This window comes from Tolypothrix campylonemoides VB511288_2 (genome assembly GCF_045999855.1).
Taxonomy (GTDB): Bacteria; Cyanobacteriota; Cyanobacteriia; order Cyanobacteriales; family Nostocaceae; genus Scytonema; species Scytonema bouteillei_A.
Genome location: NZ_JBFPMW010000015.1, coordinates 219,179 through 239,145, shown reverse-complemented (window position 1 = coordinate 239,145; position 19,967 = coordinate 219,179). Strand labels below are relative to the sequence as shown.

Below are 19,967 nucleotides of genomic sequence, written 5' to 3'. Positions count from 1 at the left end.
TAGGATTTGAGTCATTTTATACTAACCCAATTTCCAGTTCCCAATTCCCAATCCTCCTCTTAAACGCGTACCGCTACCATTTTCTCGACAGCTTCAACGATTTGTTCTGGTTGAACAATTGTCAACCTTTCTAAAGTCCCGTTGTATGGCGTGGGAATATCTTGAGAAGAAAGTCGCAGTACAGGTGCATCTAATTCATCAAATAGACGGTCATTAATCGAGGCGATTAACTCTGCTGCAACGCCTCCTGTTCTCATGCACTCTTCCACAATAATCACGCGATGTGTTTTTCTTACAGATGCACCAATAGTATCAAAATCTAGTGGTTTAAGTGATATCAAATCGATCACTTCCGGGTCATAACCTTCTTTTTCTAAAGTTTTTACTGCTTGCATCACGTGATGGCGCATCCGCGAATAGGTCAGTATTGTAACATCCTTTCCGCGACGCACAACTTCTGCTTTATCCAAAGGCAGAAAATATTCTTGGTCTGGCAAATCCTCTTTCAAGTTATAAAGCAGAACGTGTTCAAAAAATAACACGGGGTTATCATCGCGAATTGCGGATTTTAAAAGCCCTTTAGCGTTGTATGGTGTGGAGCAGGCTACAATTTTCAACCCAGGAACTGCTTGGAAGTAAGCTTCTAAACGTTGCGAGTGTTCCGCCCCCAACTGTCTTCCCACACCACCGGGTCCGCGAATGACCATTGGGATTTTAAAGTTACCACCAGAGGTATAACGCAACATCCCGGCGTTGTTAGCGATTTGGTTGAAAGCGAGCAGCAAAAAGCCCATGTTCATACCTTCAACAATCGGTCGCAACCCAGTCATTGCTGCACCCACAGCCAAGCCAGTAAAGCTGTTTTCGGCTATGGGAGTATCTAAAAGCCTGAGTTCCCCATACTTTTGGTATAAGTCCTTGGTAACTTTGTAGGAACCGCCGTAGTGACCGACATCTTCCCCAAGAACAAATACAGTTGAATCACGAGCCATTTCTTCATCAATGGCTTCTCGTAAAGCGTTGAAGAATAGTGTTTCTGCCATTGGACTTTTATTGAAACATTGTCTTTAGAATCTTATCGTGCATCTGCTCCTATATTGGTGAGCAAACACACGAGTTAGTCATTTGTTATTTGTCATCAATCGCCAGTCATAAATTATTCCACCTTGTCCGCGTTGTCTCCTTCTCACTGGTCGCTGTATATCAAGCTAGGTGTATCAGACACTTGATTGACTTGACTCATTGAATTTTCTGGAAACCTTCTCGGTCTTCCTGGTTTGCGCTTGTGTCGCTGATTAATAGATTTTTCACTAGCACCGGCGAGTTCTTCAGGCGTGCATTTGAATAGCCGCAGAGCTTCTAGATATTTTTTTGGTGTCATCGTGGGTTCTGTACGTCCTGCTTCCCAATTGCGGACGCTCGTTTCACTGATTGCAAGCCTGAAGGCAACCTCTGCACGACTAAGTCCCGCACGCTCTCTCAGGACTTGCATATCCATACCCCAATGCTCCCTTTTTTACTAAGTACTTATTTAGTAAATCAGTTGACCTATTAAAGCCAACAAAGATTATTTATTAACTATATTATTTTATAATCTATTAGTTGCGTATCTGGCAAACGGGCGATTCTATGTGTATGCTTGCCCAAGACGTTAAAAGAGCGGAATTTATCTCTTTATATAAAGAATAATCGCATACTCCAGCACTCTCAATCGAAAAATTTTACCTTCTAGCAGGAACATCACTATTCCGTGAACCCTTGAAACAAATATGGCAACGGATTTGTAACAGTCATGCGTATGAGCAATCTATAAGCCGATTTGCCCATCCGATATCCGTTATCTCATCCGTTACCAAATGCGTTGCTTAGTTGACTGCTATTATTTGCTATTGTTGCAACCACCGTGCAGCATCTTTAGCATGGTAAGTCAGTATCAAGTCAGCACCAGCACGCTTGAAACCGATTAAAGTCTCCATAACCACACGCTGTTCGTCAATCCAACCATTGAGTGCAGCTGCTTTCACCATGGAATACTCGCCAGAGACGTTATAAGCAGCAACAGGTAAGTTGCTAGCTTCCTTGACTCTCCAAATAATATCCATGTATGCCAAAGCGGGTTTCACCATAAGCATATCAGCACCTTCAGCGATATCTAGGTCAATTTCCTTGAGGGCTTCACGGGCGTTACCGGGGTCCATTTGATAAGTTCTGCGATCGCCAAACTGTGGAGCAGAATCTGCTGCATCGCGGAAAGGACCGTAATAAGCCGAAGCGTACTTAGCAGCATAGGACAGAATTGGTGTGTCTTGGAATCCCGCTTCATCCAAACCACTGCGAATTGCTTGTACAAAGCCATCCATCATTCCAGAAGGAGCAATGATATCCGCACCAGCCTTTGCTTGAGAAACTGCCGTTTTCTTGAGTAATTCTAAAGTCGGGTCATTTAAAACCCGTCCTGTCAAATCGCCCACTTGCAAATAACCGCAGTGACCGTGACTTGTATACTCGCACAAACAGGTGTCAGCAACAACGATCAAATCTGGTACTACTTCTTTAACGGCTGTAGCCGCTTTTTGTACTATTCCGCAATCATGCCATGCACCTGTGGCATCTACGTCTTTATCTGCAGGAATTCCAAACAAAATGATGGCAGGGATGCCCAGATCGTAAACCTCTTTTGCTTCTTCCACAATTTTATCTATCGAAAGTTGGAAGACACCGGGCATAGATTTTACTTCATGAGCAATACCTTCCCCAGGTACGGCAAATAGGGGGTAAATCAGATCGTTTGTGGTTAGTACGGTTTCACGTACCATGCGGCGCAGTTGTGAATGAGCACGCAAACGGCGAGGACGATGAGTTGGAAACATAAAATTTTGTAAACCCGAACTAAAAATTTAATGGATAATGGACACAAAACAAAGCGTCACAAAGGCAAGGTTAAAACGTTCTGTAGTCAGTGACACTACAAAAAGCGCTTAACTTCCTCTGCCCTACTGCTGATGACGTTGTGGGGCAATTTTGTATTTTACAGCTAGGTCCTAAGGCTTAAATATTAAAAGTTCCCTGAATTTCTTAACTAAAAAACTTATTAAAAATTAATAGTTATTTTTTATCCGTTAGCAGCCCTTGGTTTGCAAGTTACCTAAAAGGCAATAAGGATACATTAGGGTTGGCATTGCCAACCCCAAACAGATTTCAAAACCGATAGAATTTACTTACACACAAGACCGGGTACACATATGGTACGAGTCGTGAAAATGATTGGGGAATTAACCGATCGTTATTCGCAGCTAAGGCGGTCACTGTTACACAATTCGGAAGATGAAGGGATAACGGAAAGCTGTTTCAGAATTGCTTAGAACATGGAAAAGCGCCCAAATTGTTAGTCCCCAATGAACTAAAAACCACAAGAATCCAACAAAACCCAGTAACCCAAAGCTGGCAACAACCAAAGCTCCAATTATAATTCCATACAACCATACATTAAGGTGGAAATTGATAGCTTCTTTGGCATTTTCCTTAACAACAGGATCTTGAGTAGCGAACAGGATGATAATAGGCAGACCGATTGAAACAAAGAGAAAGTTGAAGAAAATTGCTCCATGACACAGTGCTGATAAAACCTTTCGCGTATCCGTGTCGTACATTTGTCACTCCCATATAACTACAAATGATAAAGTGTTGAGGTTTGAGTTCTAGTGACAAATAGTGAGTAGACTTGATATTAACGTTGAGGGACAAGCAATGAGTTTTGATGTTTTTATGTATAAATTCTACCCAGTAACCAGAACTCATTGCTCAACACTTATATAAGACCCTATCACAAGCATTGTTGTCTTAATATTAAAACACTCGCTAAAGTTGGAAAAAGTTAAGTTAAGTTAAATTACAAGCATTGAACAGATATGTCAACTGAACTCATGCCCGAACTGCAGACAGCAGTCGAAAGTCGCCGTAACTTTGCAATTATCTCCCACCCCGATGCCGGGAAAACAACACTAACCGAAAAACTTTTGCTGTACGGGGGTGCTATTCACGAAGCAGGCGCAGTCAAAGCAAGGCGAGCACAGCGCAAAGCAACATCAGACTGGATGGCAATGGAACAACAACGGGGTATTTCCATCACCTCTACAGTTTTACAGTTTGAATACCGGAATTGCCAAATTAATTTATTAGATACTCCCGGACACCAAGATTTTAGTGAAGATACTTACCGCACTCTAGCTGCAGCAGATAATGCAGTCATGCTGATTGACGCAGCGAAAGGTTTGGAACCACAAACGAGGAAGTTGTTTGAAGTGTGCAAGATGCGAGGTATCCCTATCTTCACATTTGTGAACAAACTTGACCGTCCTGGAAGAGAAGCATTGGAACTATTGGACGAAATCGAGCAAGAATTGGGCTTGCAGACTTATGCTGTGAACTGGCCCATTGGTATGGGCGATCGCTTCAAAGGTGTTTTTGACCGCCAGCAACAACAAATTCACTTATTTGAGAGAAGCGCCCACGGTAGCCGTGAAGCTATAGATACCGTAGTTGATTTAGGCGATCCAAGAATTGAGGAACTCTTAGAACAAGACCTCTATTACCAACTCAAAAACGATTTAGAACTGTTAGAAGGGGTAGGACCGGAATTAGATTTGGAATTGGTACACAAAGGAAAAATGACACCTGTCTTCTTTGGTAGTGCCATGACCAATTTTGGGGTACAACTATTCCTCAATTCCTTCCTAGAGTATGCCCTAAGACCGGGTTCGCATAACAGTACAGCAGGTGATATTCCGCCCACTTATCCGGAATTTACTGGATTTGTTTTTAAACTGCAAGCAAATATGGACCCGAAACATCGCGATCGCGTTGCCTTCATCCGTGTTTGTACGGGTAAATTTGAAAAAGACATGACCGTTAATCACGCACGTACTGGCAAAACTATCCGCTTGTCCCGCCCGCAAAAATTATTTGCACAAGAAAGAGAATCCATTGATTTTGCCTATGCAGGGGATGTTATTGGCTTGAACAATCCCGGCGTGTTTGCCATAGGAGATACAATTTATACCGGGCAAAAATTGGAATATGAAGGTATTCCGTATTTCTCCCCAGAATTATTTGCGACTCTCCGCAATCCAAACCCTTCTAAATTTAAACAATTTCAAAAAGGTGTTTCCGAGTTGCGGGAAGAAGGGGCTGTACAAATCATGTACTCAGTAGACGAGGCTAAGCGCGACCCAATTTTAGCCGCAGTCGGTCAACTGCAATTTGAAGTTGTGCAATTCCGCTTGCAAAACGAGTATGGAGTAGAAACTTTGTTGGAGTTACTACCTTACTCAGTTGCGCGATGGGTAGAGGGTGGTTGGGAAGCGCTAAACACGATAGGACGCTTGTTTAACACAACAACAGTCAAAGATAGCTTTGGACGCCCGGTATTACTGTTTCGTAATGAATGGAATTGCCATCAATTGCTAGAAGACCATCCTAATTTAAAACTGAGCGCGATCGCACCAGTCTTTTCTACACAGCAAGTGGCTAATGGCTAATGGCTGATGGCTGATGGCTGATGGCTAATGGCTAATGGCTGATGGCTGATGGCTGATGGTTGATGGCTAATGGCTGATGGTTGATGGCTAATGGCTAATGGCTGATGGCTGATGGCTGATGGTTGATGGCTGATGGCTGATGGATAATGAAAACAACTATTAGCAATTAGCAATTAGCCATTAGCAAAAAATAATTTTCTCACCAGCGTTAAAATAGAGTCTTAATCTGGGTATCTTACGATAAGACTAGAGTGAGTAAATTTTATGCCTTCACAATCTGAACCTTCTTTGGAGGCTGGTTTAAACATCCTTAAGCAAGGAAATTATCAGAGTGCGATCGCGACATTGAAAGCAGTCGCAGCGAGGGAAGGTAACAGCAATGCTGGCTTACAAGCGCAGGTAGGATTGGTTGTAGCACACACGCGCAGTGGAAATACCCCAGAAGCACGAACTCTTTGTGAAACTCTCACTCAAAGTCACAATCCTCAAGTACGAGAGTGGGCGCAACGTACTCTAAAACAGCTGACAAAATCCAGTAAAGGACAAGGGGACAATGTAGACAAGGTAGAATTTTCTCCCCCTCTCCCTCTCTCCCCCTCCCCTTCTCTCCCCCTCTCCTCCTCTCCCGCAGTCCCTCCTCCTGTAGCGACTAGGGAACCAACAAAACCACTTACGATCTACTGGAAACAGTCACCAAGAGCGAAGTCTTGGCGACCTTTGCACAAGCTGAATTTAATTCCCTTTTGGTTTCTACAAGCTGGAACATTTATTGCTCTGTTTTGGATAGTGCGGCAATTGTTGATATTTGCGATGCAATTTATCAACAATGCGTTAATGAATTTACCGTATCTTGAACCAATACAACTTTTATACGCAGATCCGACATTTTTGTTACTCTTAACCCTATTTGTTTTAATTGGTTTATCACCTTGGTTGCTTGATAGGCTTTTAACAAACTTTTATGACCAGCGAGAATTTAACAAGGATGCATTAAATAAATACAGCCCGGAAGCTGTTCGGGTACTGCAACGGTACTGTCAACAGCACGGTTGGTTGTTTCCAAAACTGGGGATTTTACCTCTATCTGCTCCCATAGTAATAACGTATGGAAATTTACCGAGGACTGCTCGAATTGTCGTCAGTCAGGGGTTTTTAGAGCAATTAGCTGAGGATGAAATTGCTGCTGTCTACGCACGCACCCTCGGACATATTGCGTATTGGGACTTTGTTGTCATGTCTTTGGTATTACTAGTGACAATTCCTTTCTACCTTCTCTACGGACAAATTGTGATTTGGGGAGATAAGAGGGAAATTAAACTTTTGCAGATCGCTTTGGCTTATGTAGCAAGCTTCGCCTATGGAATTTGGTGTTTGTTAACTGGAACTTCTTTATGGTTATCTCAACTTCGTCATTACTATAGCGATCGCCTTGCTGCTGAAATCACTGGTAACCCTAATGGTCTTGTCCGTGGATTACTTAAAATTGCTCTGGGAATTGCTAGCGATATTCAAAAAAAAGAACAGACTTGTTGGCAATTAGAAAGCTTGAACATAATAGCACCAGTTGGCTATCAACAAAGTATTTGTTTGGGGAGTATTGCTCCTCACACAACTTTTGAATCGATGTTAATGTGGGATACTCTTAACCCCTATCGGTGGTGGTTTATTTTTAACAAAACTCATCCTTTGATAGGCGATCGCTTACAACATTTGATATCAATTGCTCGTCTGTGGCGTTTGGAAACAGAATTAAATATGGAAAACCAAAAGCCTTTAAGGGTCAAGCGCCAATCCTTTCTTTTTCAAATTGCGCCTTTTTTGGGGATTCCAGTAGGTATTGTCTTTGCTCTTTTGATTTGGATAGTCTGGCAAATGGCTTTTGCTCTCAAGTTTTTAAATTTAAAGTGGATATATGACAATACTTCTTATGTGACAGGTTGTTTGCTAATTTGTATTGGGATTGGCATCATAGTGCGGATAAATAGTTTTTTTCCCGATATCGCATCTGTCAACGCACAAACTGGCGATCGACTCCCGGTTTTGCTTGCTAACCCCGCAAGTCTTCCTGTTGATAGTACTCCCGTACATCTTGTTGGTAAGCTTTTAGGGCGTCGGGGTAATAGTAACTTTTTGGGGCAAGATTTAATACTGCAAACGAGCACAAGTCTCGTAAAATTACATCACCTTCCCCAAGTCGGGGAAGAACTTCATACCCAAGATCTAATAGGTCGTCAGATTACCGTCACAGGTTGGCTGAGAAAGGGAGCATTACCTTGGATAGATATTCATACTTTGAGAACTCAAAGTGGCAAAACTGTCAATAGCTATCACCCAATTGGCTCTATAATCCTAGCTATTGCTTTGAACGTTTGGGGAGTTTACGTGCTCTTCAAGGGTTAATATTCAGTTTTCCCCAGTCGCCCATAGCGCAGGGCTCATCAATGACCGATGCTAGTCTATCGTCGAAAAGTGTAAAGAAAAGTTGCAAAATAACTGGAGAAATGTTACATTTATTTACAATAACAGTTGCAATTGGCAAACTTAGCGTCCCTGCTTGGTTACCTGTGTGGCTGTAAAGCGCCAATCTATTCCCTTTTTTTCCCAACACAGCACAAAATCAGCCAGCCAATGGCTGGTTTTTGTTTCAAAAACACAAAATAGTAGAAAACAAAGTGTAATTTATGTTACTATGCGATTATGCAATCGCTGGAAATGTCTATTTTGAACTAGCTACGTGTAGAATACCGTGATAATGTAGGGGATGGTGTTGCATTCTTCGGAATAAAAAGTTAACGAAGAAGTCCAGTGGCAGCTATACTCTGTAAAATTCAAAATTTTTAGACGAAAGGTGTTATTGGCGTTGTGTGCGCTCTCGTATTAAAGAAGCTTGATCTTGGTGAAAAACTGTATTGTATTGCTTAATAGTTTGGAGTAAAAAGGTTGGTTTGTGGCAATGTTAGTGGATAGTATTACTTCACCATTCGCACACCAGCCCCTGTTTTTTGCCTGGTCGCGTTCATTCAAATGTTAAATCTGGAGGTATGTTTCATGTCCGTTCGCCTATACATAGGCAATTTGCCAAAAGAAGAAATAGATCGTCAAGAATTACAAGCAGTATTTGCAGCGGAAGGTGATGCTGTCACAACTAAGCTGATCAAAGATCGCAAAACTGGTAAGTGTCGCGGTTTTGGTTTTCTGACGGTAAATAATGACGAGCAAGCAGACCAAATTATTGAAAAATACAATGGTTTCTTGTTCAAAGAATCTGCTATCAAACTCGAAAAAGCTCTACCTCGTACTAAAGGTGGAGAAGAAGGTGGCGAGGATCAACCAACTGCGACTAAAGCACCAAGTCAAGGTGGAAGCAGCCATGCAGCTCCCATACAAAAAGAAGGTGGTAACCGTAGAGAAAAAAGCTCCAAGAAATCCCGTCGTGGCGGTGGCTCTAAAGAGAATATTCCTACTACATCTGGAAACTCAGATGACACGATTCGTCCAGATCCTCGCTGGGCTAATCAGTTGGAGAAACTCAAGCAAATGCTGGCTGCACAAACTACCAGTTAGTTCTCCCTACAGGCAAATTAAAAATCAGATTTTGGTTTTTAATTTGTATGAAGTCCCTTAGCTGTTTAGCTTTGGGAATCTTTTACCCAACTCACGTGCGATCTGCGCTTCGCAGTAGCGCTTCGCTAGCGTAATTGTTGAAAAAACAGCGATCGCTGGCTGTACTTTGTCTATTGCGAATAGGCTTGCGTTCTGAACCTAGCGTCCAATCCAAGTAGCTACTCAGACGCAGCTTGTTTTGCAAGTTTTCAATGCAGGGCTATTGTGCTTGCTCTATGGGTAGAGTTTATACTCAAGGGTGTGCTGCTGGCTATAAAGCAGTAGAGGGTTGACAGTATTCTTTCAACAGTCGCGGTAGCGAAGCACTGCTGCGAGGCGCAGATCGCACTAACTCAACTTAATTTGGGTCATCCGTTTATTTTTTGTTCTGACTGCTAGTGAGTCAAGGTGGAAAAAGGCATTCGTGCTGCAAGCTCTATCGCCGGATTTACAAGACATATTACGTCTGAAAGTGGTAAAAGACTGATATTTTAAGATATTCTTCCAAAAAGGTTGGTAAAACTTGTTGTGAGTTCTTCCATGCTCGTAAGGTTCCGATTCGCTTCATCACTGTTAGGACTTTTGCTTAGCTCCTCCTTTTGAAGCTACTGTACGCATAAGGTAGGAGAGGGAAAGTCGGTGGAACTCACATTAAATTCACTATAGGGAAAATCGCGGGCTTGTGTATACACTCTACCCTCATTGGAAGATCTTAAGAGTGAGGGAAGAAACTCATTGCAATTCCACAGGCTTATTTCTATTGATTCACTTTTCAGAAAAATAATTTATACTTTTGCCACTTCTTGCTTAAATGTCATCTAACAATGACCTTAGCAAATGTTAAGGTAAACTATTCGTGCAAAAAATAAAGTGTAACATTATACTTTTCTTGAAAAGAAAATCATTTTTTTGCGACTTAAGAAACAGTATCAATTTAGACAAATTGCGATCGCTTAACAGTTGTTTGGAAAAATTCTAAAGTAAGACACAACAATTCTCTCATAAAGATATATTGACATTTTCTCTAAAAAATGCGGTAAATCTATTGTCATATTAGGTGCTTTAAAATACTATTTTTTGGTAATTTTTGCTTAAGAAAAAGCTCTGTACTCATGGCATAAAGTTTAGAAGGAAATTAATAGATGTAATTTCAATTACATCTATTTGAATTACTTATTGACTGTATTAGCTAAAAATATAGCGGTTGAAGTATAAAGAATTTAAATGGAAATACGTAAAAAAAAAATTCTACTTCTGTGAGTAGATGTATAAAAATGTATTGCATCTTAAAATAAAATGAAGAATAATAAAAATTCTATAAACGAGGTTGAAGGCTAGGAGCGAACTCAGATATGCCAGAAACCTTTCGTAAGAAAAAACACCAACAAACTATGAACTCTAGAACTGAGCAACGCATCGCCTTAATTTCAGTCCACGGTGATCCGGCGATTGAAATTGGGAAAGAAGAGGCTGGAGGACAGAACGTTTACGTATGCCAAGTGGGAGAAGCACTGGCTAGATTGGGGTGGCAAGTTGATATGTTTACCCGCAAAATTAGTACAGAGCAAGACACAATAGTTCAACACAGCCCCAATTGTCGAACAATTCGACTAGAGGCTGGAGCTGTTGAATTTGTGCCACGAGATAATCTGTTTGGATACTTGCCAGAATTTGTGGATAACTTCCTAAAATTCCAACAAGACAACAATTACGTGTATCCTCTGGTTCATACAAATTATTGGCTCTCCAGTTGGGTCGGGATGCAGTTGAAGGAGCTCCAAGGGAGCAAACAGGTTCATACCTACCACTCTTTAGGAGTGGTTAAGTACAACACAATAGAAACGATTCCTCTGATAGCCAGTACTCGGTTAGCAGTGGAGAAACAAGTTTTGGAGACAGCAGAACGCATTGTAGCGACGAGCCCGCAAGAGAAAGAACATATGCGAACTCTTGTTTCTACAAAAGGGAGTGTTGATATTATTCCCTGCGGTACTGACATTGGGAGGTTTGGTTGTGTTGACCGACAAGTAGCAAGAGCTGTATTGGGTATTGACCCTGAAGCCAAACTAGTGCTGTATGTAGGTCGTTTCGATCCGCGCAAAGGGATAGAAACTTTGGTGCGTGCGGTGGGTCAATCTCAGTTTCGCTCATCCGACAAGCTTCAACTGATTGTAGGTGGAGGAAGCCGTCCCGGTCATAGTGATGGAATAGAACGCGATCGCATTGAGAGCATTGTTGCTGAGTTAGGTATGAGTGATTTCACCACCTTCCCAGGTCGCCTCAGTCAAGAAATTCTGCCATACTATTACGCGGCTGCTGATGTGTGCGTTGTACCCAGTCATTATGAACCTTTTGGACTGGTAGCGATTGAAGCCATGGCTAGTGGTACACCAGTAGTTGCTAGTGATGTTGGGGGACTGCAATTTACCGTTGTACCAGAACAAACTGGTTTATTAGCAACACCACAAGATGCAGGAGCCTTCTCTGCAGCGATTGATAAAATCCTTGGAAATCCACAGTTGCGAGATAAATGGGGTCAAGGAGGTAGACAGCGAGTAGAAACCAAATTTAGTTGGGATGGAGTTGCATCTCAACTGAGTCAGCTTTACACTCAAATTCTGCAAGCACATCTTGAAAACACTCTGAAAGGAACTTCTGAAAAATCACCACAAGAAGCAATTTTAGTGAGTTAGCGATAAGTTTCGCTTAACGCCTAAAGGCGTATCGCTAATTGCCAGCATAAAAGAACCAAAAGTCTCTAGTCGAGAGTTATGAACAAATCAGTTCCTCTCGACTAGAGACTTTTGAGTGCAAATCATCGTACAGTCCTCACTTTGGAGGAGTAATACTTAACAAAACGTGACGTTCAACATACTTCACACGGGAGCATCCCAATTTTGTAAAGAAATTGGTTTGCTAATAGCTAATGGCTAATGGCTAATGGCTAATGGTCAAAAAGCTATTAACCCTATCTCAGGAGCGGGGTTTGGAGTAAGGTCGATTTTGTCTTCATCAAGCTTACGTATTTTTACTGTTAAAGAGCTGATTGCACATAAAACTAGCTAGTAATTTTATCATTAACTCTCAAAGGTTTAATTGTTCCAAATATCGTAATTTTTACCGAACAAACTTTAAAATATTCCCTTGATTAAATTTTTGGTAAAAAAGAATTTTTTTGTATAGACGTTTCAAGAAATGATGCTTTAGTCTGGGTAAGTAGAAAGTTGAACAAATCTCACTTTAGCTGAGTTTTAATCATTTTTCAATAACACAAAAGAAAAGAGCGACCAAGCAGTAACTGGTTGTTTGCAACTTCAGCATATAGATTCTGAAGTTAGTATCTGGTATTAAAAAAGGGTGCAATCTACTTATTGAAACAATGTTTTCGGTGGATTTAATTTACTTGCAAACACCGAAAAAAGTTTAAAAATGAGACTGATTTAGGAAAATACTATGTTTTTCTTGCCCCAATCTATTAATGACAAAAAATCTCTGATTTTACTGGGATTAGCTACACTAGGTTTATTGTTAGCACCCAATTCAGCCAGTGCTTTTGAATTAGTTAACAAAACTGGTTTTAAAGATTCGGATTTTGAAAACTTGAGACAACAAGGTCAATTTACGGAATTATTTGTAGCTGAAGGTCGAATTGGCGATAATAACCCAAGTGAGGGAATTCATGAAATTGATATTCTTAGAGATACCAAAATCAGTTTTACCCCTGTAGTTAAAGACGGTCGTACTTGGCAGAACAATAGCTTTGTAGACTTTAGTCTGGAATATACAGGAAGCGAAGTAACATATAAAGTTGGCGAAAAAACCTTAAAAACAAATAGTTTTAGCGGTCCAGTCACCGATATATTCCTTCGCACTTTTGCACAGCAAGATAAAATCAGTAAAAATAATAAAAATAACGCGGTTCAACTGACTGACCTTCTGTTTTATGAATCGGCAAACAGTCAAGGTAAGGCAATTGGTAATTTATCCTCTTTTGGTACAGCCACTAGTAGTGACACAGACTATATCCAACTTAGTAAAATATCTGCAGGGTTTAAACTGACTGGTAAAGTGGCTATGAGCTGGGAAGGTGGAATGCTCAGTCAGTCGAATCTCGCCTATCAAATTAAAGTTGGGAATTCTCCAAAAACAACAAGCGTACCTGAACCCGGTACACTTGGTGCGATCGCATTAGCAGCATTTGCGGGGATAGGTTACAAACGACGTAAAAGCAGTTAGTTAATAGCTGAAGCACAATCAACTTGAAATTTACCAACACGGTTTCTTTAAGAAGCCGTGTTTTTGAAATAGAAAAATTTTCATATTTTCATGAAAGAATTAAGTTTTTAGTAAAGGTTTCCAGCATTTGTACCAGTATTAAGAAGTTCTGTTAAAGTTTTATGTAAAAGCGGTGAGGACAGATGTAGTCATCAGTAATTTCTAGGAAACCCTATTTTTTATTGAGGCAAGCAAATGATTCAACGGAAACTGCTCTTGATTTTTGGTCTATTGACCCTTGGACTGTGTACAGTGCCAAACCCAGCAAAAGCCCTAACACTCAGCCAAAACCCTAATTTCACAGATACGGATTTTGAAAATCTCATCAAGCAAGGGCAATTTTCTGAAAAGTTTGTTGCTGAAGGTCGAATTGGAGATCTTGGAGGTCTTGCTACTTATGAACTTAGTATTAATGACGATATTCAGCAAGGCGGTCAGCCTGTTGAGCAACAACAGTATGCTTGGGTTAACAACCAGCCAGTAAACTTCAGTCTGGAATACACGGGTAACAGCGTTAAATATATTGTTGGCGGTCAGACTTTGTCCAGCACGGCTTTTAATGGTCCGGTGAGCGATATTTTCATCCGTACCTTTGCTTCACAGAATAGTGTTGTTAGTTTGAGTGACTTGGTGCTGAATGGTACAAGCCTTGGATCTCTAAATTCTTCTTCTTTGGGTCTTGCTTCAGATGTGGATTACCTAAGAATTAGCGACATTAGCGATCCTTTTGTGCTGACAGGTCAGACAACATTATTTTGGGCTGGTACAACTCCACCAAAGAATTCTCAACTAGCATACCAATTTAAGGTAGGGGGTTCGTCTAAGACCAGCGTACCCGAACCCGGTACAATTGGCGCGATCGCATTGGTCGCATTTGCAGGTTTGGGTTACAGCCGCAAAAAGCCAGCAGCTTAACGAGTGGTAAACTCGTTTCGTTCCAATTCGTAATTCGTAGTTGTACTTTTTATTACGAATTACGAATTATTTGGTTACAAGCTTTATTCTGCTTAATTGGGATTTTAATAATAAATTCAGTTCCCTGACCTAGTAGGGAATTGCAAGTTAAACTACCCTTATGTTTTTCTACTACAATTTGGTAACTGATTGATAACCCCAAACCAGTTCCACTTCCTATTGGCTTAGTTGTAAAAAACGGATCGAAGATTTTTTGTATAACTTCCGGAGCTATTCCAGAACCGTTGTCAGCAATCAGAATCTCTACAATATGTTTTTCTACAATCAATGTACGAATAATAATTGTGGGGATTAAAGATTTAAAATAGAGAGTTAGGGAGCTTATCTTTCTAATCCCTAGTTTCGAGTTCCCTGTTCCTAGTTCCAAAGCATCAATTGCATTTACCAGTATATTCATAAAAACTTGGTTCATTTGATTGACATAACATTCAACCTGGGGGAGTTTTCCGTATTCTTTTATAACTTTAATTTCCGGTCGCTCTACTTTGGCTTTAAGTTTATGATGTAATATCATTAAAGTACTGTTGATTTCCTCATGAATATCAACTGGCTTCATTTCGGCTTCATCTAAGCGAGAAAAGTTACGCAGACCTAACACGATATTCTTGATACGGTTGGTGCCAAGTTTCATGAAATGAAGAATTTTGGGTAAGTCTTCTTTCAGAAAATCTAGATCTATTTCTTGAATTTGATTTTGCAGTGAATACTGTCCAGTGAGGAGTTCAAAAAATGTAACTCCAAGAGAATAAAAATCGCTACGGTAGTCGATTCCTCGGTTCATCCTTCCGGTTTGTTCGGGGGAAATATAAGCTAATGTACCTTCTAAAATATTGGGAGCGAGCGGGTATTGAATTTCTTTTGGAAGTAGGGAGGCAATACTAAAATCTGCTAACTTCACCTCAAAGGTGTTGGGATTAATCAGGATATTTGCAGGTTTAATATCTTTATGAATTACGTGGTTTCGGTGCAGTTGGTGGAGAGTAGAAGCTATTTGAACAGCAATATGGAAAAACTCTTGTAGAGATATGGTATTTGATTCCTTAAAACGATCTAAGTAATCCCGCAAAGAAACACCACCGAAATCTTCCATGACCAAAGCATAGCTGTTATCAAAATTTTCTAAGCTATAGGTTTGGACAATACCTGAAAACTGAAGACTAACTGCGATCGCATATTGATTGCGAAACTGAGCAATTTGAGTAAAACTTGGATGTTTGCTCTGCATCGCTTTAATAATCACTGGTTTTTGGTCATGTTCTCTAATACCCCGGCAAACTAGAGTTTTACTGCCTGCATAAATTTTTTCCAAGATGCTATAGCCAGGAATACTAAAAATTTTGTTTATATGTACAGACATTTGAGCCAAGACTTCCAAGATTCATATCAGCTAGTATTCCCAAAAATATAAATAATCTCGCAAATTATATAGTTAAACTCACACTATTACGGTAGGAATTGCAAGGTAGCTTGAAAAAGAGAGTAGGGCTTGGGGAAGAGAGTTTGTTATGATAGGTTATGAACTTTTTTCATCAGCTACTAAAGTTTTTGCTATTATAGTAAAGTTATATTTTCTTTACACGGACATTTTAAGACTCCATCAGCGAACAGAGCGCTAACAAGTGATAACTGGTAGCTGACAATTGGTGAAACGGGGAATCGTTGTGCAAACTTTTGACTTTACGACTCTTACTGCTGTTTGTAGCGATATCCGCGCTAACTGGCTACCATCTCGCATAGAGCAAGTTTATCAGCGCAACAGCTACACTATTGCGATCGCACTCCGCACGATCAAACAACGGAGTTGGCTGGAAATTTCTTGGCATCCCCAAGCCGCCCGCCTTCACATCGGAGATCCACCACCAAGAATCCCAGATACTTTTACCTTCAGCCAACAACTGATACATCAGTTAGGTGGATTGGCATTAGTCTCCATAGACATAATCGACCCCTGGGAACGTGCTGTTGATTTACAGTTTGCTCGTCGTCCGGGCGAAAGCGCTTTATATCACGTGTATGTTGAAATCATGGGTAAGTACAGTAACGTTATTCTTACCGATGCTAGTAACACAATAATTACTGTTGCCCACCAAGTTAACCAACAACAATCCAGCGTCCGCCCGATTCTTACAGGACAATCCTATGAAAAACCACCCCGACTCACTGCTACCGTACCCAGTTTGACAGAATCTCAGGAACGCTGGCAAGAAAGAGTCAGTTTAATACCAGGAGCTATCAAAAAGCAGTTACTCAAAAACTACCGTGGCGTTTCTCCTTCGCTTATACAGTCAATGTTACAGGTATCCGGTATAGATCCGGAGAGTACAACCGATACCCTAAAATCAGAGGATTGGCAGCGTCTGTTTCAGCGATGGTGCGAATGGTTACAAAGATTGGAGAGCGAGAAATACGAACCTGTTTGGACAGCAGGAGGATACAACGTCCTGGGTTGGGGTGCATTGAAACCAGCTGAAGATATTCAAGAGCTACTCAATCGCTATTATACTGACCAATTCAATTTACAGACATTTTCTCAGCTGCGGCATCAGTTGAATCAAAAACTCAACAACACTTTAGAAAAATTGCGAGTCAAGGCTGCTGCGTTTGAGCACCGCTTACAGCAATCCGAACAAGCAGATGAGTACAGGCAAAAAGCCGATTTGTTAATGGCGCACTTGCATGAATGGCAAGTGGGAATGAAGGAGATTGTCTTACCTGACTTTGAAACTGGTAAACCTATCAAGATTTCCTTAGAACCGGACAAAAATGCAGTGCAAAATGCTCAAAATTTGTACAAACAGCACCAAAAACTCAAACGCGCCCGTACTGCTGTGGAACCGCTATTGATAGAAGTTAAGGCAGAGATTGAGTATTTGGAGCAAGTAGACGCAGCGATTTCTCAAATAGACAGCTACCAAACATCAGAAGATTTACAAGCTTTAGAGGAAATTCGCGAGGAACTGATTCAGCAGCAATATTTAGAAGACTCAGGGTATCGCCGTCGCAGTTCTACAGAATCCGCTAACATCAACTTTCATCATTTCCGCACCCCTAGTGGTTTTGAAGTTTTAATCGGTCGCAACAATCGTCAAAACGACCAGTTAACTTTTCGAGTTGCGAATGACTACGATTTATGGTTTCACGCACAAGAAATTCCGGGGAGTCACCTGCTTTTGCGTTTGGAAGCCGGTGCAGTTCCAGAGGAAAGCGATTTACAGTACGTTGCCAACCTAGCAGCATACTACAGTCGCAGCCGTCAAAGCGACCAAGTGCCAATAGTTTATACTCAACCAAAGTATGTCTACAAGCCCAAGGGAGCAAAACCTGGCATTGCTATCTACAAGCAGGAACGCGTTATTTGGGGACGACCGCAGTTAGCGAACAGCGAACAGTGATTGGAGGAACAACCGGGACAAGGGAGAAAAGGGAGAGTCATTGACGCTCAATACCTAGTGACAAGTAGAGTAATGAAAAATAATAAATTATTTTGATTTAAAAAGTTGATTTATTTTTACAAAGATATGCTTAAATTCTTCTTAAAGATAGAGGCTATTTTTTTATAAATGTGTTGTTTTTTTGATAAATTTCCATTAAAAATCTGTGTTGGCTGTTACAATATTGTGAAGAAAAGTTTCCCGGTGCGCTTTGAGAACGCGCAGTTTGGGTTTAACTCAGGAAACAAGACAACGCAAGAGATATTTATGAGACCAGCTGTGGTAGGCTGGTCTTTTTATATGTGATTAAAAACTCAACGTTGTTCTAATAGCACCAATTACAACATCGTCGTTGTTATTGTTATGGTCTGGTGCTGTCAGCCAAATCACTCCTGGGGTGATGGCTATGTTTTCAGTAACTTGATATTGGTAGAAGGCTTCAATGTGATAGGAAGTATCTCTATCTTTGGAGATTTCGTTGATGCTGGAACCCGTGACTTTTGGTTCCATACCAAAAATGATACCAGCTAAGTTGCCTTTTTTGCCAAGATCGGGAAATCCTAGGGTCACAGCCCAAGTCCAAATATCTAAATCTCCTCGATCGATTCTTCCTCCTTCTGTGGACAAGTTGCGAGCATTTGTGTATCCAACCCAACCTCCTAAGACAAATTTCTCGCTTAAGCCAATGGATGCTTGAAAACCGTAGGAATTACTGGAGAAGGGTACATTTAACTCGTCTGATTCTCCATCTAAGTCAAAGTCAAAGTTGGAGTTGAAGAATGAGATTGGATTTGCGCGAGTACTTCCTGCGCCTAATTCCTGGTTGTAAGCATTAATGTAGGTGAAAGCAAAACTAAAGCGATCGCTTGGTTTAATAGTCAGTTGTGCTAGAGCACTGGAGGGACCGTTAAATATACCATTACCAAGGGATGGATCGTTTGGTGAATTGCCTAAATATCCTAAAGAGACAGATACAGCATCCCCAAACCGTTGGGTGATACCCAAACCCGCGCCTTCTACCTGGTAATAAATTGCGTTCCGCGTACCAAAGGTCGATAAAGCACCTAGAGAACCATCTCCATCAAAGATGTTGATCGTATCCGTGATGTCATCTGCTGCACCTGCGTTAGCAAGAGCAATCACCTCTGTGCTTTTAGTCAGGGGGAATTTGTACCAGAGCGCATCTAGCAAGACATCGCTGTTACCGTCTTCACCTGCAAAGAAGAGGCTACCTTCTGGTGTCCCAAGTTCGGGGTTGACAATATTATTTGCTTGAAGTCTGGTAAACAAAGTGTCGTTTCCCGTGAAGCTAGTGACCAACTCCACGCGTAAGCGCGCCCCAAAGGTTGTATTGTTATCCCTAACGTCTACATCGTTGACTGTATTGCCTCCAAAGACATCAGTGATGGCTGCGACAGCTTCTCCTTGCAGTTTCGTCGTGGTGGAAAATTGATTGGCTTCCAACTCAGCAGTTTTTGCTTCAAGTGCATCTACACGCCCGCGAAGCGTCGCCAGTTCAGCCGCAAATTCCTCTTGCAGTTTTTGTAATGTGGCTAAATCTTGTTTGGTGACTAACTCGGATGTAGCGGTGGCAATGAGTTCGTTGACGCGATCGAGACAAGCATTTAAACCAGCCGCAAATTCGTATCTTGTTAGCGCCCGATTGCCTCTATAAGTCCCATTTGGATATCCAGCAATACAACCGTATCTTTCTACCAACGATTGCAGCGCTTGGAAAGCCCAGTCTGTTGGCTGTACGTCTGATAGCTGAGAAACTGACGTCACCTGTGCCATTGTTTTGTCTTTAGGGCGATTGTCAGTTACGTTGAGATTCTCATTGCTTGGTGTTTCCCCCGCAACGACAGTGGCATTCATGACTAGCATTATGCTCAAAAAGACTGGGCTAGCCAGCAACCATTTCCAAAATTTTGTCATCTCTTCCTCACACACATTTTCGATTAAAACCCACATCTCAAGCTTGGAAAATTTATACCATTTTGGTTTTGGATTGAGAAAGTGGTGTTGAGACTTAATCTCGCATAATTAACCGTGTTTTTTCAAATTGGTATTAGTTTATATGAAAAAGCCTCTCAAATAAGCTGTCGTCATGAATTACTTACATGAAGAGGGATAAAAATCGGTCAGG

The 19,967-nt window shown here is 41.2% G+C and carries 14 protein-coding genes; 7 read left to right on the top strand and 7 right to left on the bottom strand.

Annotation, left to right across the window (positions count from 1 at the left end):
• Nucleotides 1–59: 59 nt before the first annotated feature.
• From AB0756_RS33835 to AB0756_RS33820, 4 genes are all read right to left on the bottom strand, one after another.
• Nucleotides 60–1,043: an alpha-ketoacid dehydrogenase subunit beta gene (locus AB0756_RS33835; RefSeq protein WP_038093425.1), complete on the bottom strand. Its 984-nt coding sequence runs from the start codon at nt 1,041–1,043 to the stop codon at nt 60–62.
• Nucleotides 1,044–1,186: 143 nt separating this feature from the next.
• A complete protein-coding gene (locus AB0756_RS33830) occupies nt 1,187–1,498 on the bottom strand; it encodes a helix-turn-helix domain-containing protein (RefSeq protein ID WP_038093422.1) in 312 nt (103 codons plus the stop codon).
• A gap of 388 nt (nt 1,499–1,886) precedes the next feature.
• Nucleotides 1,887–2,870 (bottom strand): porphobilinogen synthase, encoded by a 984-nt coding sequence (gene hemB, locus AB0756_RS33825; protein WP_038093417.1) that lies wholly within the window; start codon nt 2,868–2,870, stop codon nt 1,887–1,889.
• 438 nt (nt 2,871–3,308) lie between these two features.
• Nucleotides 3,309–3,650 (bottom strand): DUF4870 domain-containing protein, encoded by a 342-nt coding sequence (locus AB0756_RS33820; protein WP_038093414.1) that lies wholly within the window; start codon nt 3,648–3,650, stop codon nt 3,309–3,311.
• A gap of 258 nt (nt 3,651–3,908) precedes the next feature.
• Between AB0756_RS33820 and prfC the strand changes: the two genes are divergently transcribed.
• Entirely contained in the window at nt 3,909–5,537 is a 1,629-nt protein-coding gene (gene prfC / locus AB0756_RS33815) for a peptide chain release factor 3 (protein ID WP_038093411.1), read from the top strand.
• Here the strand turns inward: prfC and AB0756_RS33810 are convergent.
• A complete protein-coding gene (locus AB0756_RS33810; protein ID WP_153021561.1) occupies nt 5,534–5,710 on the bottom strand; it encodes a hypothetical protein in 177 nt (58 codons plus the stop codon). The genes prfC and AB0756_RS33810 overlap by 4 nt on opposite strands.
• Before the next feature lie 91 nt (nt 5,711–5,801).
• Between AB0756_RS33810 and AB0756_RS33805 the strand changes: the two genes are divergently transcribed.
• The 5 genes from AB0756_RS33805 to AB0756_RS33785 all read left to right on the top strand — a co-directional run bounded on the left by AB0756_RS33805 (nt 5,802) and on the right by AB0756_RS33785 (nt 14,330).
• A complete protein-coding gene (locus tag AB0756_RS33805) occupies nt 5,802–7,937 on the top strand; it encodes a M48 family metalloprotease (protein ID WP_050045316.1) in 2,136 nt (711 codons plus the stop codon).
• A gap of 648 nt (nt 7,938–8,585) precedes the next feature.
• A complete protein-coding gene (locus AB0756_RS33800) occupies nt 8,586–9,101 on the top strand; it encodes an RNA recognition motif domain-containing protein (protein ID WP_038104876.1) in 516 nt (171 codons plus the stop codon).
• Nucleotides 9,102–10,531: 1,430 nt separating this feature from the next.
• Nucleotides 10,532–11,833 carry a glycosyltransferase family 4 protein gene (locus tag AB0756_RS33795; protein WP_038104881.1) on the top strand — a complete coding sequence of 434 codons (1,302 nt, stop codon included), beginning with the start codon at nt 10,532–10,534 and terminating at the stop codon, nt 11,831–11,833.
• A 760-nt stretch (nt 11,834–12,593) separates the two neighbouring features.
• Nucleotides 12,594–13,376, top strand: a complete 783-nt coding sequence (locus tag AB0756_RS33790; protein ID WP_038079807.1) for a PEP-CTERM sorting domain-containing protein — start codon at nt 12,594–12,596, stop codon at nt 13,374–13,376.
• A 234-nt stretch (nt 13,377–13,610) separates the two neighbouring features.
• The gene (locus tag AB0756_RS33785) at nt 13,611–14,330 is read left to right on the top strand and encodes a choice-of-anchor W domain-containing protein (protein WP_038079810.1); all 720 of its coding nucleotides are present in this window, start codon (nt 13,611–13,613) and stop codon (nt 14,328–14,330) included.
• A gap of 52 nt (nt 14,331–14,382) precedes the next feature.
• Here the strand turns inward: AB0756_RS33785 and AB0756_RS33780 are convergent, their stop codons facing one another.
• The gene (locus AB0756_RS33780; RefSeq protein WP_038079818.1) at nt 14,383–15,747 is read right to left on the bottom strand and encodes a protein kinase domain-containing protein; all 1,365 of its coding nucleotides are present in this window, start codon (nt 15,745–15,747) and stop codon (nt 14,383–14,385) included.
• Between the two features lie 304 nt (nt 15,748–16,051).
• Between AB0756_RS33780 and AB0756_RS33775 the strand changes: the two genes are divergently transcribed.
• Complete coding sequence (locus AB0756_RS33775; RefSeq protein WP_038079865.1) at nt 16,052–17,782, top strand: Rqc2 family fibronectin-binding protein; 1,731 nt, start codon at nt 16,052–16,054, stop codon at nt 17,780–17,782.
• Between the two features lie 345 nt (nt 17,783–18,127).
• Here AB0756_RS33775 and AB0756_RS33770 read toward each other — a convergent pair whose 3' ends face one another.
• Nucleotides 18,128–19,756 (bottom strand): iron uptake porin, encoded by a 1,629-nt coding sequence (locus AB0756_RS33770; protein WP_038079868.1) that lies wholly within the window; start codon nt 19,754–19,756, stop codon nt 18,128–18,130.
• Between the last annotated feature and the right edge of the window lie 211 nt (nt 19,757–19,967).

Bases quoted from the DNA above. Each gene is read 5' to 3' on its own strand.
- AB0756_RS33790 (WP_038079807.1), top strand. From the start codon at position 12,594: ATGTTTTTCTTGCCCCAATCTATTAATGACAAAAAATCTCTGATTTTA.
- AB0756_RS33820 (WP_038093414.1), bottom strand. From the start codon at position 3,650: ATGTACGACACGGATACGCGAAAGGTTTTATCAGCACTGTGTCATGGA.
- AB0756_RS33785 (WP_038079810.1), top strand. From the start codon at position 13,611: ATGATTCAACGGAAACTGCTCTTGATTTTTGGTCTATTGACCCTTGGA.
- AB0756_RS33835 (WP_038093425.1), bottom strand. From the start codon at position 1,043: ATGGCAGAAACACTATTCTTCAACGCTTTACGAGAAGCCATTGATGAA.
- AB0756_RS33770 (WP_038079868.1), bottom strand. From the start codon at position 19,756: ATGACAAAATTTTGGAAATGGTTGCTGGCTAGCCCAGTCTTTTTGAGC.
- AB0756_RS33780 (WP_038079818.1), bottom strand. From the start codon at position 15,747: ATGTCTGTACATATAAACAAAATTTTTAGTATTCCTGGCTATAGCATC.
- prfC (WP_038093411.1), top strand. From the start codon at position 3,909: ATGTCAACTGAACTCATGCCCGAACTGCAGACAGCAGTCGAAAGTCGC.
- AB0756_RS33830 (WP_038093422.1), bottom strand. From the start codon at position 1,498: ATGGATATGCAAGTCCTGAGAGAGCGTGCGGGACTTAGTCGTGCAGAG.
- AB0756_RS33805 (WP_050045316.1), top strand. From the start codon at position 5,802: ATGCCTTCACAATCTGAACCTTCTTTGGAGGCTGGTTTAAACATCCTT.
- AB0756_RS33795 (WP_038104881.1), top strand. From the start codon at position 10,532: ATGAACTCTAGAACTGAGCAACGCATCGCCTTAATTTCAGTCCACGGT.
- hemB (WP_038093417.1), bottom strand. From the start codon at position 2,870: ATGTTTCCAACTCATCGTCCTCGCCGTTTGCGTGCTCATTCACAACTG.
- AB0756_RS33800 (WP_038104876.1), top strand. From the start codon at position 8,586: ATGTCCGTTCGCCTATACATAGGCAATTTGCCAAAAGAAGAAATAGAT.